Below are 16565 nucleotides of genomic sequence, written 5' to 3'. Positions count from 1 at the left end.
TAAAAATTGAACTTATTTTAATAATATTAACTTTCTGGTCATCCATATTATTTAAATAGGGGAAATTAATGACAAAAACATAAAATTATCTTTTATTTTCAATTAATTAAACAAAAAATCAATAACTAAGACAATTTTTGCCCCCACGGAAAAACAGGTAAAATATTTAGTGAAACAGGTAAAAAAGGCATGATTATCAGCTTAAGTTAATGCGAATGAGAATAAATTCAATCACACAGCGATAATAGCCTAGCAAGATGGATTAATAAGAACTGTCATTACTCTCATTTTCATAGAACATCTTCCGCTTCATAGGACAGAAACATGCTTACCATTATTTCAAACCCTATAAGATTATAAATATGCAAATGATAGCAAATAATTCCTATTATATTCGACATTAAAGCAGCATGAGTGATAGAGATATATTTTAAGGTGTAAGCATTGTTTACCAGCCTAGGCAATGCTGAAACATAGGATTTCTCCGCTAGCGTCAGGTGTGGAACTTGATAAAAAAATAAGGCGCCGAAGTGATTAACATTCGGTGCCTATATTCAGCAAGCTTGTCCGGCTATTATAAGAACCTTTAACCGGACAAGTTAATTTTTAAGTATACCCGTCATCTTTCAAGTTGCCTCTTTGTTGGCTGCACTCACTCACCCCGGTCACATAGTTCTCTATGCTCCCGGGGATTCGCTCCCTTGCCGTCGCGATGCATCTTGAAATCTATTGGATATATATCTTCTAATCCCACAATATCACTGGCATTACAACGCCTCCGCCTCACAATTCATTGCCAACGCCATGCTTAAAGTCTTAGCCAAGACAGTTTTATTTTCACTATCTTCCATCAGGCTAAAATGATCCCCCGGAACCGAGGTTAACTGTAGCGCAGAGTCAGGAATTATCTGCTCCCAACCTAACGACGGTTCCATTGTTACCGACTGTAGCGCAACATCGGTAACAAACGGGATCTGCGGATAAGATTCCATTGCATAGAACTGATGCAGTGTTATCGCCAGAGCTTTCGGCTGATAATCCTTGACCATTTGGACATAATTTCCCATCTGTATCCAACGTTTGGCAATTAAGTCAGGGCGCAGATTTGATGGGTATAATTCCAACTCCTGCGCTGCTGCAATAAATTGCACTAAATTCAGTTCGTCCATTTTCTGATGCAATGCGGCAATCTCTTGAGGATGCTCATCCACTGATTGCCTTGCCAATTCAGCAAGGAACTGAAGTTTAGGCTGATCGACTCGTGTCTTGAAACAGTGAGGAGCCGGTGTATCAATTAGCCCCAAGAAGTTAACTGTCTCTCCGGCATGTAACAGTTGCTGAGCAATGGCATAAGCCAGTATACCGCCAGAAGAGTAGCCGTATATTCGATACGGGCCTTCTGGTCGCACCGCCTTCATAAAGGTGATCATTCTGGTTGCCAGAGCTTCAATGGTTGACGCCTGTTCTTCATTAATGGACGGCCAGGGAAGCGCGTAAATCGGGTAATCCGCCTGAATATGTTGAGCCAGCCCGAAAACGTATGAGTAATCATCCATGCCGCTTGGTACGAAGAATAACGGTAGCTCGGTACCATCCGGTCGTACCGGTATGGCGCTGCTTTGCCACTGAGACAACGGATCTGAGGTGATCTCTGCCGCCAGTTCCGCTAGCGCCGGGAATTGGAACAGATTATTCAATGAGCAAATTAATCCCCGTTCTGCGGCCAGATTGATCATCCGCATGGCGAGCAGCGAGTGTCCACCCAAGGTAAAGAAGTTGTCATGCCGACCAATCCGCTCAACCCCCAGTAATTCACGCCAGATAGCCGCCAAGGTGGTCTCCGTTTCTCCTTGCGGCGCCTCATAGATCTGACGAGCAAACGCGTTCTGATCAGGCGCTGGCAATGCCCGGTGATCCAGTTTGCCGTTCGGGGTCAACGGAAAGGCGTCCAGACGCACAAAGGCTGACGGCACCATATAGTCAGGCAATAAAGCTCTTAAATGACGATGTAATTGGCTTGCCAACCCGTTATCCGCTGGCGCCGCCACATAAGCCACCAGACGTTTATCCTGACCATCACCCAGTGCCAATACAATCGCTTCACGCACATTAGGGTACTCCGTCAACCACGCTTCGATTTCACCCGGTTCAATGCGGAAACCACGGATTTTAATCTGCTGATCATTACGCCCTACAAACACCAGATTGCCATCTGGCAGGTAGCGGGCTAGATCCCCAGTGCGGTACATGCGAGCATCCGGTTGATCACTGAACGGATCTACCAAGAAGCGTTCAGCCGTCAAATCCGGGCGGTTGAGATAGCCACGCGCAATACCCGCACCGCCAATGTACAATTCCCCCACCGCCCCAAACGGCACTGGCTGGCCGTGATTATCCAGAAGATAAATACGTGTATTCGCCGTCGGGCGCCCGATAGGGATCAGCACATCCGTATAGTCTGGCGGACAATGCCAACAGGTTGCACAGACGGTGATTTCTGTCGGGCCATAAGCATTAAGCAGCGTTGCCCGACCACGTAGTGTCTGCAACAGCGCCGCGCTGGGTGTTTCTCCGCCCAGTATTAACGTGGGCTTGATCGTTATCGCCGGTAAATCGGCCCCATCCCGTAGCAGAGCCGGAGTTAAACAGGCGTGTGTTATCCGCCGTTCTTCCAGATAATGCCAAAGGCGCAGCGGGTCCTGACGAATGGTATCAACCGGAATGTCCAGTGTCGCTCCCGCACACAGCGCCATCATGATTTCCCAGACACTGGCATCGAAACCAAATGAAGCAAATTGCAACAGTCGGCTATTCGCGCGAATGTCAAATTGGGTGATTTTCTCCCCAATCAGATTGACCAAGCCGCGGTGCTCCACCATCACCCCTTTCGGCGTGCCGGTAGAACCAGAGGTGTAAATCACATATGCCAGATGCCGTGAGGTCAGCGCCGGGATGTGCGGGTTGTTATTTGGTTGATCAGGCAGGAGCGTTGGATCAAGCACCGTTAACGCAGCAAGCGCCTGTTCGCCTAGCGCGATACGGCCCGCATTATCCGCCAGTACCACTGACGGCGCCGCATCCGTAAGCATATAAGCCAACCGATCACCCGGATAGGATGGATCTAAAGGAACATAAGCGCCGCCCGCTTTCAGCACCGCCAACAGCGCCGCCACTCTCGACGGTGAACGTGTTACGCAAATCGCCACCCGTTGATCAGGCGCCACCCCAAGTTCAATTAACTGATGAGCCAGCCGGTTAGCATGCGCGTTCAATTCTGCATAGCTGAGAGTCTGCTGTTCATATACCAGTGCCGTCGCCTCAGGATTTTTCGCCACTTGCTGTTCAAACAGGTGGTGAATGCACAATTGGCCGGAATAGGCTGTTTGCGGGCCATTGCCGATTTTCAGCAGCAGTTTCCTTTCTACTGCCGGTAAAACTTCCAACTGCCGAACTGGGGTTTCCGGGGCGTGCTCTAGCGCTGCCACCAGACTTTCCAGCGCCTGTTGCATATAACCACATACCCGCTCGGCATCAAACGGCTGGACGATTTGCGCTGTCAGCCCCAATGCATCACCAAAATCCTCCACTGATAGCGTAAACGGATAGTTAGTCCGCTCCTGCGCACCGAGGAATTCAACACCGCTCATGATTTCATTCGACGTCGCCGACGATGTATTGTGTCGATAGTTCAGCAAGGTACTAAACAGCGGCGTTCCTCCCTGCACCCCGCTACAACGTTGAGCCAGCGCCAACGAGGCATATTCGTGTTCCAATAATCCCGCCAGCCGGTTATGCGCTACCTGTACGCTGTCTCGTACCGAGGCATCATCCATATCCAAACATAGCGGTAAGGTATTGATAAACAATCCCATGCCATTTTCAGCCCCTTCACCCGCCGCCATGCGTCCAAACAAGACGGTGCCAAAAACCACTTGCTGCTGTCCGCTGGTACGCGACAACACCTGCGCCCAAGCCAAATGGCACAGCGCCGCCAGACTGACGCCCAATCGCCGCGCTTGACCACGTAAACGGTCATTTAACTCAGGGGTCAACATCCGGTGCGATTCGATCATCTGCGAACCATCATGGCGAACTTCCGCCAACCCAAACGGTAATGTTGGTTCAGTCACCTCTGCCAACATTTCAGTAAAGAAACGGGTATGTTCTGCCTGACTCATCCCTAACCGGGACTGCGCCACCAGATTGCGGAATGGCGCCGGGGCAGGCAAACGGCTTTCCTGCCCGTCAAGGTATGCCTGAACTTCGTGGCTCATCACATCCAGTGCGGTATGGTCGCCAATCAAATGATGCATCAGTTGCAACACAATCCAGCGGCCATCACTCTCTTGTGCTACCACAAAGCGCAATAGCGGCGCCTGCCCCAAATCGAGGCGATATTGGCGTGGGTTAAAACGTTGCGCTAATTGTTCGCTGATCGGCCCATCAGCCGGATCTAATGTCAATTCCGTCACCGACAACCACACCTGACGACAGACAACCTGTGCCGGCACAGATAATCCTTGCCAGATAAAGGCAGTACGCAGAATGTCATGACGATTAATCACCTGCTGAACCGCCGCCAGATAACGATCCAGCAAAGGCCGATCAGCAAAAGCCATTTGACCCGCCAGCAGATAAGGATCGCCTTCGTCTGCCAATAAATGGTGGAACAAGATCCCATCCTGTAACGGCGACAACGCATAGATATCCTGAATATTGGCTATCCCGCCCGGTATCTGTTCGATGATGTGATCAATTTCAGACTGAGTGAGATCTATCAGCGGCAACATTTCTGGCGTTAACACGGTGGCGACCGGCGTAATGACGTTGGCAGGCACGCTTTCCGCCTGATTTAGCCTCAACGTTTGCGCCAGTTTAGACAATACCGGGGATTGGAACAGATCACGTACCGCCAGCGTTAACCCCAAGTTACGCAGACGTTCAACCATACGTACCGCGAGTAATGAATGCCCCCCCAAAGCAAAGAAGCTGTCATAGCGGCTGATCTGCTCAATACCCAATAATTCACGCCAGATATCAGCCAGTATCGTTTCGGTTTCTCCCTGCGGCGCAGCGTAAATCTGGCGGGCAAAGGCTTCCTCCCCCGGCGCAGGTAACGCCCGACGATCCAGCTTGCCGTTAGGCGTTAGCGGGAACGTATCCAATCGCACAAAGGCCGCCGGCACCATGTAGTCAGGCAACAATCCACTCAGGTGTTCACGCAGGCTGTTAACCAACCCGTCATCCTCTGCCGCCGCCACATAAGCCACCAGCCGTTTATCCTGCCCGTCACCTAAAGCTAATACCAATGCTTCACGCACTCCGGGGTATTCTGTCAGCCGGACTTCGATTTCTCCCGGCTCAATGCGGAAACCACGGATTTTAATCTGCTGGTCGTTACGGCCAACAAACACCAGATTGCCATCCGGCAGATAGCGAACCAAATCCCCGGTTCGGTACATCCGGGCATTAGCAGTATCACTAAACGGGTCAGTTAGGAAACGTTCGCCAGTCAGTTCAGAGCGATTGAGATAGCCACGCGCTACACCGACGCCGCCAATATAGAGTTCGCCTACTGCTCCTAGCGGCACGGGTTGACCGAGGGCATTCAACAGATAGAGACAGGTGTTAGCCGTTGGGCGCCCGATAGGAACTAACACATCGGTATAGTCCGGCGGACAACGCCAACTGGTCGCACAAACGGTGATTTCTGTCGGGCCATAAGCATTGAATACTGTGGCCTTGTTGTGCAGCGCTTTAAGCAATGCCGCACTGGGCGCTTCACCTCCCAGTATTAATGTGGGTTTTATCGTTATCGCCGGCAAATCAGCCCCGTCGCGCAGCAAAGCCGGGGTCAAACAGGCATGCGTCACTGACTGCTCTTGCAGATAATGCCAAAGACGGTGTGGGTCTTGACGAACAGCCTCATCAGGAATAACCAGAGCGGCGCCACCGCATAGCGCCATCATCATTTCCCAGACACCCGCATCAAAGCCAAATGAAGCAAACTGCAACATCCGGCTAGCGGGACAAATATCGAATCGGTCGATTTTATCCTGAATAAGGTTAACCAACCCACGATGCTCCACCATCACCCCTTTTGGCGTGCCAGTTGAACCAGAGGTGTAAATCACATAAGCCAGATGACGGGAGGTTAATGTAGACAGTTGTGGGTTGTTATCCGGTTGATCCGGCAATGAATTTGGATCAATCACTGTCTGCCCCACCAGCATTTGTTCACCTAAGGCTGAGCGTCCAACACTATCTGCCAATAAAATAATCGGTTCAGCATCAGTCAAAATATGGGTCAGACGTTCCCCCGGATAGGCAGGGTCCAGCGGCACGTAAGCGCCTCCTGCTTTTAACACTGCCAACAGCCCCACTATCCGCGCCGGTGAGCTTGCTACGCAAATCGCCACCCGCTGATCCTGTGCTACGCCCAAAGCAATAAGTTGGTGCGCCAATCGGTTAGCATCAGCATTTAATTCGGCATAACTGAGGACTTGATCTTCGCACACCAGCGCCGTGGCATCCGGGGCTTCTTCCACCTGCTGTTCAAACAGTTGATGAATGCACAACCGCTCAGGGTACGCGGTTTTAGTAGCATTCCAGGTTTTTAACAACAATGTGCGTTCAGTTGCCGGCAGAATTTCTAACTGCTGTATCGGCATGTCTGGCGTCTGCTCAAGGGCATCCACCAGACTTTCCAACGCCTGTTGCATATAGCCGCATATCCGTTCTGGATCGAATGGTTGCGCCACTTGAGCCGTCAGCCCTAGATCAGAGCCGCCATCCTCTACCGACAACACAAATGGATAGTTGGTCCGCTCCTGTGCGCCAAGGAATTCAATGCCGCTCACGATTTCATCTGGTGTGACCGGTTGGGTATTATGTCGATAGTTCAACAACGCGTTAAAAAGCGGCGTTCCACTGGCTACGCCACTGCAACGTTGCGCCAGCGCCAGTGAAGCATGTTCATGTTCCAACAATCCCGCCAGTCGGCTATGTGCTATGCGTACACTGTCACGCACCGGGGTATTATCGATATCCAACCGCAGCGGCAAGGTGTTAATAAATAGTCCCATGCCACTATCAGATCCTTCCCCCGCCTGCATACGGCCAAACAGCACCGTACCGAACACCACTTGCTTTTGCCCGCTGGTACGCGATAGCACCTGCGCCCAAGCCAGATGACACAACGCCGCCACACTGACGCCCAACCGCCGCGCCTGACCACGTAAGCGATCGTTCAGTCCTGCGGTCAGCATCCGGTGAGATTCCGTCACCTGTGAACCATCATGATGTGCTTCCGCCAACCCAAACGGCAACGTGGGTTCATCCACCTCCGCCAGCATATCGGTAAAAAAACGAGTATGTTCTGCCTGACTGATTCCCTGCCGAGCCTGTGCCACTAAATGACGGAATGGAACCGGCGCAGGCAGGCTGTCTATTCGCCCGGCGAGAAAGACCTGCACTTCGCTGTTCATCACCTCCAACGTGGTATGGTCGCCAATGAGGTGATGCAACAATTGCAACACAATCCAACGGCCATCCCTCTCCTGTGCCACCACAAAACGCAATAACGGCGCCTGATTCAGGTCAATACGATGCCGCCGCGGGTCAAAACGTTGAGCCAGTTGGTCGCTGATCGGCCCATCAGCCGGATTAAGCGTCAATTCCGTTACTGACAACGGCGCCTGATGGCAAACCACCTGAGCCGGCGCAGACAATCCCTCCCAGATAAAGGCAGTACGTAAGATATCATGGCGGTCAACCACCTGTTGAACTGCTGCCAAATAGCGGTCTAGTAAAGGACGATCGGCAAAAGCCTGTTGAGTGATCAGTAGATAGGGATCACCTTCATTTGCCAATAAATGGTGGAATAAAATGCCATCCTGTAACGGTGACAGCGCATAGATATCCTGAATATTGGCAATCCCACCCGGTACTTGCTCAACAATGCGATCAATTTCAGCTTGAGTCAGATCAATCAGCGGCAACATTGCTGGCGTCAGCACAGTCGTATTCGCTGTAATACCGTTATCAGGCACGCTAATTTCATGATGCTGCGCCAAAGATTGAGCCAATACGCTTAATGTCGGATGCTGGAATAGCGTTTGCACCGATAGGCCCAAACCAATACGTCGTAAACGTTCAATCATCCTGACAGCCAACAGCGAATGACCGCCCAAGGCAAAGAAACTGTCATGTCGGCCAATCTGCTCAACATTCAATAATTCGCGCCAGATAGCGGCTAATGCTATCTCAATTTCCCCTTGTGGCGCCTGATAAGCCTGGCGAGCAAAGGCATCCTCCCCCGGCGCTGGCAGCGACCGACGATCCAGTTTACCGTTAGGAGTCAGCGGAAAAACATCCAAACGCACAAACGCCGCCGGTACCATATAATCAGGCAAAATATCACTCAGGTGCTCACGCAATCTGGTCGCCAGTCCGTCATCCGCTGGCGCCGCCACATAAGCCACCAGACGTTTATCCTGCCCATCCCCTAACGCCAATACCAGCGCTTCACTTACCTCTGGGCGTTCAAGCAGTCGTGCTTCAATTTCTCCCGGCTCAATGCGGAAACCACGGCTTTTAACCTGTTGGTCATTACGGCCAACGAAGACCAGATTGCCGTCCGGCAAGTAGCGAGCCAAATCCCCGGTACGATACATTCGGGCATCTGCTTCATAACTAAACGGATCATTCAGGAAACGTTCAGCCGTTAATTCAGGGCGATTAAGATAACCACGCGCTACCCCAACGCCACCAATATACAATTCTCCCACTGCGCCCAATGGGACTGGCTGACGATGTTCATCCAATAGATAGAGACGTTTGTTGGCGGTTGGGCTGCCGATAGGGATTAATCCCCCAGTATAATCTGACGGGCAATCCCAAGTGGTCGCACACACAGTGGTTTCCGTCGGCCCATAAGCGTTAAACACATCGGCCCGGTCGCACAGTGCCTGAAATAGCGCGGTACTCGGCGCTTCTCCTGCAAATATTAAGGTTGGTTTTATCGCTATCGCCGGTAAATCGGCGCCATCGTGAAACATTGCCGGTGTCAAACAGGCATGGGTCACCGCCTGTTCTTCCAGATAATGCCAGAGGCGCTGCGGATCTTGTCGCACTGTTTCTGTAGGAATAACCAGCATAGCCCCACAACTCAGCGCTATCATGATTTCCCAGACACTGGCATCAAACCCAAATGAGGCAAACTGCAACATTCGGCTGGTGGCGCAAAAATCAAACTGGGTAATTTGTGTCAGCGTCAAATTAACCACACTACGATGTTCAATCATCACGCCTTTTGGTCTACCGGTTGAGCCGGAAGTGTAAATCACATAGGCCAGATGCTGTGAGGTCAGTCCAAAAACTTGCGGGTTACTCTCTGGCTGCTCCAGCAAGGTATTCGGATCGAGCACCGTCAGCGTCGCCAGAATGTCTTCACTTAATGCTGCCCGCCCGACATTATCCGCCATCAAAATAACCGGTGTCGCATCAGTGAGCATATAAGCCAGACGTTCACCGGGATAGGCTGGATCTAACGGCACATAGGCCCCGCCCGCTTTTAGCACCGCCAATAACCCAATTATTCTCGCCAGTGAGCGGGTCACACAAATCGCTACCCGCTGATCTGGCTCTACGCCCAAGGCGATAAGCTGGTGAGCTAACCGGTTGGCCCGGGCATTCAGTTCTGCATAGCTGAGCGTCTGATTTTCATACATCACCGCGATGGCGTCCGGGGTCTTCTCTGCCTGTTGTTCAAACAACTGGTGAACACATACCTGAGTAGGATACGGTTCTTCGGTCGCATTCAAATTCTCCAGCAATAACTCCCGTTCAGCGGATGACAAAATATCGATAGACGTGACAGGTTGTTGAGGCTGGTTCACCATTGCCCACAATATGGCCTGCAAGTAACCAGCCTGTCTTTCAATGGTTTCATGGTCGAACAGGGCAGAAGAATAATTCAGCTCTCCAACAATTTCGCCCGCCTTCTCCGTTAATTCCAGTTGCAGATCGAATTTCGCTATATCGTATTCCAACTCGAATGGTGTTACCGCCAATTCCGGTAATTGCCATTCCTCTGTTTCATTCTCTTGCCAGGCAAACATTACCTGAAATATTGGCGTATGTTCCGGTCTGCGCGGCGGTTGAACAATTTCCACCACTTGCTCAAAAGGCAGATCTTGATGTTCCTGCGCTCCCAGTGTCGTCTGCCGTACACGCTGTAGTAACGTGACCACATCCGGCATACCGGATAAATCGATACGCAATGCCAGTGTGTTAACAAAGAAACCGAGCAGTGGCTCAATTTCCCGTCGATTGCGGTTGGCGCTCGGTATACCAATCACCACATCATCCTGCCCGGATAAGCGCGACAACAGCGCAGCCCAAGCGCTCAACAGTGTCATAAACAGAGTGGTACCGTGCTGTTGCCCCAAATGTTTTAGGGCCTGTACCAACGGGGCATCAATGTGCACCGCTACCCGGCCGCCGGTAAATGATTGTTGGGAGGGTCGAGGTCTGTCTATCGGCAACTCAAGCAATACCGGCGCATCTGCCAGCGTCCGACGCCAATAATCACTCTGTGCCTGTACTCCTTCACCTGAAAATACCTGCCGCTGCCAGGCAGCATAATCAGGATATTGAATGGTCAATGGCAGCAACGGATCTGGCTGTTGATTTAGACAATCTGCGTAAAGTGCAACCAGTTCTGATTCAAGTATCTTTAAAGACCAAGCATCGGAAATAATATGATGCTGAGTCAGTAAGAATATATGCTCTTCATCGGCCAGTTGGATCAGTGCGCAACGAATTAGGGGGCCACGAGCAAGATCAAACGGCGTTTTGGCTTCCTGTACACACAAGCGCTTAAATTGCTCATCCACGTTAGAGGCTTTACGCAAATCGTATTTTTTCACCGGTAGACCAAATTCCGCCGGTAACAATTCAACCTGAGGCTGACCATCCACGGTGATAAAGACCGACCGTAGCGCCTCATGACGAGCAAACAGGCGATTCAGAGCCTGCTGCCAAGCAGAAAGGTCAAGCCAGCCACGTAAACGCAGGGCTGTTGGAATATGATAGGTATCACTAACCCCCTCAAATTGCGCCAGAAACCACAGACGCTGTTGACCAAACGATAAGGGCAAGAAGCTATCACGGGATATCGGTCTAATTTCAGGTAATTCATCACTGCCCGCATGACGTTGTTCGCCGATCTTCTCGGTAAACGCAGCCAGTGACGGAGACATAAACAATGCGGCCAACGGCAGGTCAACACCAAAAACCGCTATGCGGTTCATCATCCGTACCGCCAATAGGGAATGTCCGCCCAAGGCAAAGAAATTGTCATGTCGGCCGATCTGCTCAACCCCCAGTAATTCGCACCAGATAGCCGCCACTGCGATTTCCATTTCCCCCTGCGGAGCAACGTAAATTTGGCGAGCAAAGGCTTCCTCCCCCGGCGCCGGTAATGCCTGATGATCCAATTTACCGTTTGGCGTCAGCGGGAAGGCCGCCAAACACACAAAGGCCGCCGGCACCATATAATCAGGCAACATAGCGCTCAAATGGGTGTGCAAACTGGCCGCCAGTCCGCTATCCTCCTCGGCGACAACATAGGCAACTAAACGCTTATCCTGTCCATCTCCCAAGGCTACTATCCGCGCTTCACTCACCATAGGGTGTTCTGCCAATCGGGCTTCAATTTCCCCCGGCTCAATGCGGAAACCGCGGATTTTAATCTGCTGATCGTTACGGCCAACAAACACCAGATTGCCGTCCGGCAAGTAGCGCACTAAATCTCCGGTTCGGTACATCCGGGCATCGGCAGCATCACTAAACGGATCAATCAGGAAACGTTCTTCGGTCAGATCAGGACGATTGAGATAACCACGGGCGACACCGGCACCGCCAATATACAATTCCCCCACCGCGCCCAATGGAACTGGCTGGCCGTGGTTATCCAGTAGGTAAAGACGTGTATTTGCCGTCGGGCGTCCAATGGGAACGAATACCTCGGTATAATTTGGCGGACAACGCCAACTAGTGGCACAGACGGTAATTTCTGTCGGGCCATAGGCATTAAATAGCGTTGCTTGATGACTTAGCGCCCGTAGTAGCACAGGGCCCGGTGCTTCACCACCCAATATCAATGTCGGTTTTATTGTTATCGTTGGCAAATCGGCCCCTTCTCGCAGCAAAGCAGGGGTCAAGCAGGCATGCGTCACCGATTGTTCTTCCAGATAATGCCAGAGGCGGCGCGGGTCTTGACGAACAGTCTCGGCCGGAATAATCAAACAGGCGCCACTGCCTAATGCCATCATGATTTCCCAGACGCCAGCATCAAAGCCAAATGAAGCAAACTGTAACATCCGGCTAGCAGGACGAATGTCGAATCGGGTGATTTTATCCCAGATAAGATTGACCAACCCACGATGTTCAATCATCACCCCTTTGGGCGTCCCGGTCGATCCAGAAGTGTAAATGACGTAGGCCAAATGGCGGGAGGTCAAGGCAGGAACCTGCGGATTGCTGTCTGGCTGGTCAGGTAAGATATTCGGGTCTAATACCATCAGCCCCGCAAGCGCCTGCTCTCCCAATGCGGCCCGCCCGGTACTATCCGCCAGCACTATTGTCTTTCCCCCAGCCGAGGCTGCATCGGTCAAGATATGCGCCAGTCGTTCTCCCGGATAAGCCGGATCTAAAGGCACATAGGCCCCACCCGCTTTCAGCACGGCTAACACCGCCATCACCCGCGCTGGTGAACTTGCCATGCAAATCGCCACCCGTTGATCTGGCACGACACCCAAGGTAATTAGCTGATGAGCGAGCCGGTTAGCGCTGGCATTCAATTGTCCATAGCTAAGCGTCTGATTTTCATACATCAGCGCCGTGGCATCTGGGTCTTTCTCCGCCTGTTGTTCAATCAACTGATGGATACATTGTTGTTCGGGATAGGGTGTTTCAGTCGCATTCCAAGTTTCTAGTAATAATGTGCGTTCCGATTCCGGCAAAACGTTTAACACCCGTACCGGTGTTTCCGGCGCCAGTTCAAGGACATCCGCCAGACTTTCCAACGCCTGTTGCATATAACCGCATACCCGTTCTGAATCAAACGGTTGTACTACCTGAGCAGTCAGTCCCAGTGTGGCGCCGCCATCCTCCACCGATAGAACAAACGGGTAGTTGGTCCGCTCCTGTTCGCCCAGAAATTCGATACCCGGCATTGCCTCATGCGGGATCATCGGTTGCTCATTATGCCGGTAGTTCAGCAGGGAGCTAAAAAGCGGCGTTCCTCCCTGTACCCCGCTGCAACGCTGAGCCAGCGCCAGTGAAGCATGTTCATAATCCAATAATCCGGCTAATCGGGTATGCGCTACCCTGACGCAATCCTGTACCGGGGTATCATCGATATCCAGCCGTAGCGGTAAGGTATTAATAAACAGCCCCATGCCGCTGTCAGCCCCTTCCCCCGCAGCCATACGTCCAAACAGCACAGTGCCGAATACCACTTTCTCTTGTCCACTGGTCCGTGATAACACCTGCGCCCAAGCCAGATGACACAGGGTTGCCAGACTGACGCCCAGACGTCTCGCCTGCGCCCGCAGGCGGTCATTCAGTGTGGGAGATAGCATCCGGTGCGCTTGTATAACCTGAGAACCATCACGATGAACCTCCGTCAGCCCAAACGGTAACGTCGGTTCATCCACTTCTGCCAACATGTCAGTAAAGAATCGGTGATGTTCTGTCTGGTCAACCCCTTGCCGAGCTTGAGCCACCAGATTGCGGAAAGGCACCGGCGCCGGTAGGTTATCATCCAGTCCATTAAGATAGGCCCGAACTTCGCGGTTCATGACTTCCAGCGTGGTATGGTCGCCAATCAGGTGATGCTGTAATTGCAGTACGTACCAGCGACCATCCGTTTCCTGCGCTATCACAAAACGTAACAACGGCGCCTGACTGAGATCGAGACGATATTGCCGCGGATCAAAACGTTGCGCCAGTTGATCACTAACCGACCCGTCAGCCGGGTTCAGCGTCAGTTCAGTCACTGACAACGGGGCCTGACGCCAAACCACCTGCGCCGGAATGGATAATCCTTGCCAGATAAAAGCGGTACGTAAAATATCATGACGGGCAACCACCTGTTGTACCGCAAATAAATAGCGGTCTAGCAAACCGCGATCAGCAAAGATCATCGGGTAAGCCAACAAATAGGGGTCACCTTCTTTTGCGAGCAGATGGTGAAATAAGATACCGTCCTGCAACGGTGACAGAGCATAAATATCCTGAATATTGACCACTCCACCCGGCACCTGCCCGACGATGCGATCAATCTCAGGCTGAGTCAAACCAATCAGTGGCAACATCTCTGGCGTCAGCGCAGTAGTCGCCGGAGTAATGACATTCGGCGGCACTGTCACAATCTGATGCTGCCCCAATGTTTGGGCCAACTCAGCCAGTATTGGCGATTGAAATAGGTCGCGGGCAGCCAATGTCAGCCCTAAATGGCGTAGCTGTTCAATCATGCGCACGCCGAGCAGCGAATGGCCGCCCAGTGCAAAGAAGCTGTCATGCCGACTTATTTGCTCAATACCCAGTAACTCACGCCAGATAGTAGCCAATGCAATTTCCCGCTCCCCTTGCGGTGCTGCGTAAACCTGACGGGCAAAGGCTTCTTCACTCGGTGCCGGCAACGCCCGGCGATCCAATTTGCCATTGGGTGTTAGCGGAAATTCATCCAACCGTACAAAAGCCGCCGGCACCATATAATCAGGCAACCGCGCACTTAAATGTTCACGCAAGTGGGTAGGCAATTCGTTATTTGGCTCCGCCAGTACATAAGCGACTAACTGCTTGTCCTGCCCTTCGCCTAACGCCAATACCACCGCTTCACCTACTGCCGCATACTCTACCAATCGGGCCTCAATTTCCCCCGGTTCAATCCGAAAACCGCGGATTTTAATTTGCTGATCGTTGCGGCCGAGGAATTCGAGATTGCCATCCGGCAGGTAGCGGGCCAAATCCCCGGTCCGGTACATCCGCGCATCCGATGCATCACTAAATGGATCAACCACAAAGCGTTCGGCGGTCAATTCAGGGCGATTGAGATAACCGCAGGCCACCCCGTCACCGCCAACATAAATCTCGCCCTCCCTGCCCAATGGCGCCGGCTGGCCCTGCTCATCCAGTAAGTAAACCCGCGTGTTAGCAATTGGTCGGCCAATAGGGATGTTGGTTGCTCCTGCGGCCAAAGCATCAATCCGATATGTGGTGGTAAAGGTGGTACCCTCGGTCGGTCCATAGGCATTCAATAGTTGTTGAGGCGGGTTATTGCGTAAAACTTGGGCAATCACATGGGGATCAAGGATGTCGCCGCCGACAATCAGGTTTTTCATCTGTGGAAGGACGGGAGACAATTCTGCCGCTAGCCGGTTAAACAGGCCGACGCTTAACCATAAGATATTAATTTGATAACTGTCTAATGCCTGTACAAATTCCTGTGGCGTCAACAAAGTGGTGTGGTCGATAACCACCAGCGCCCCCCCATTGAGCAAAGGGGCCCACACTTCAAAAGTGCTGGCATCGAACGCAGGGTTAGCCGCGAAAGCAACCCGGTCATTGGGTTCAATTTCAACATAGCCATTATTAATAACCAGTCGAACCACCGCGCGATGAGGCACGATCACCCCTTTCGGGGTGCCAGTCGAGCCGGAGGTGTACATGATGTACGCTGGCGCGGTACTGGAACAAGGTAAGTCAGGATTAAAACCCTCTTCCTCCTTGTTCACGTCTGTTTCATCAGAGAGACGAATTAGCGGAACATCTAGATCAGCCGGGATATCCGCTTCTGCGCCGGTGAGTAACAATTTGGCTAGGCAATCGTTTATCAGCCAATTTTTTCTCTCGTCCGGTACTCCAGGATCGATAGGAACATAAACCGCTCCCGCCTTGAGAATAGCCAATTGAGCTGCCACCAACTCGATAGATCGCTCTAACAGGATTGCCACATGGTCATTCGGGCCAATCCCTTGTTTAATCAGTTGATGAGCCAGTCGGTTAGCGCGAGCATTCAATTCCGCATAACTCAGGGCCTTATCCCCTGCTATTAACGCCGTCGCTGTCGGGGTTTTCTCCACTTGTCGTTCAAACAACTGATGGATACCTAACTGGTCAGGATAAACGGTTTTAGTGGCATTCCAAGTTTTCAATAGCAGTGTGCATTCAGCCTCTGACAACAAATTAAGTTTCTGAACAGATATGTCATCACCGACCTTTTCTGACGGTACTTGCACTAATCCAGCATCAAAGATAATTTCCTTTTTAGCCATGCTATCTTTCATCTACTTACTACCTCAACGAATCTGTTAGTTATTTGAAAACTGTCATTCTCAACAGTCATCACAAATGTTTTGCCCTTATTTCTTTCCTCAAAGAAATAAAAACGGGCACACACCAGGTATCAATTAAGATCCTCAGACAGCACATTCTCTTGAACGCTGGCGGTAATAGCCCGGTTGACAACCGCATAATTAACAATTCTGCGACAA

General features: G+C 51.6%; 1 protein-coding gene. It reads right to left on the bottom strand.

Annotation, left to right across the window (positions count from 1 at the left end; genetic code table 11):
- Positions 1 to 767: 767 nt before the first annotated feature.
- Entirely contained in the window at positions 768 to 16358 is a 15591-nt protein-coding gene (locus V2H77_RS05710) for an amino acid adenylation domain-containing protein (RefSeq protein WP_341498043.1), read from the bottom strand.
- Positions 16359 to 16565: the final 207 nt, after the last annotated feature.

Origin of the sequence: Photorhabdus sp. P32, assembly GCF_038085095.1 — a bacterium.
Taxonomy (GTDB): Bacteria; Pseudomonadota; Gammaproteobacteria; order Enterobacterales; family Enterobacteriaceae; genus Photorhabdus; species Photorhabdus luminescens.
The sequence above is the reverse complement of the archived record's forward strand: the minus strand, read 5'-3'. Positions and strand labels throughout refer to the sequence as shown.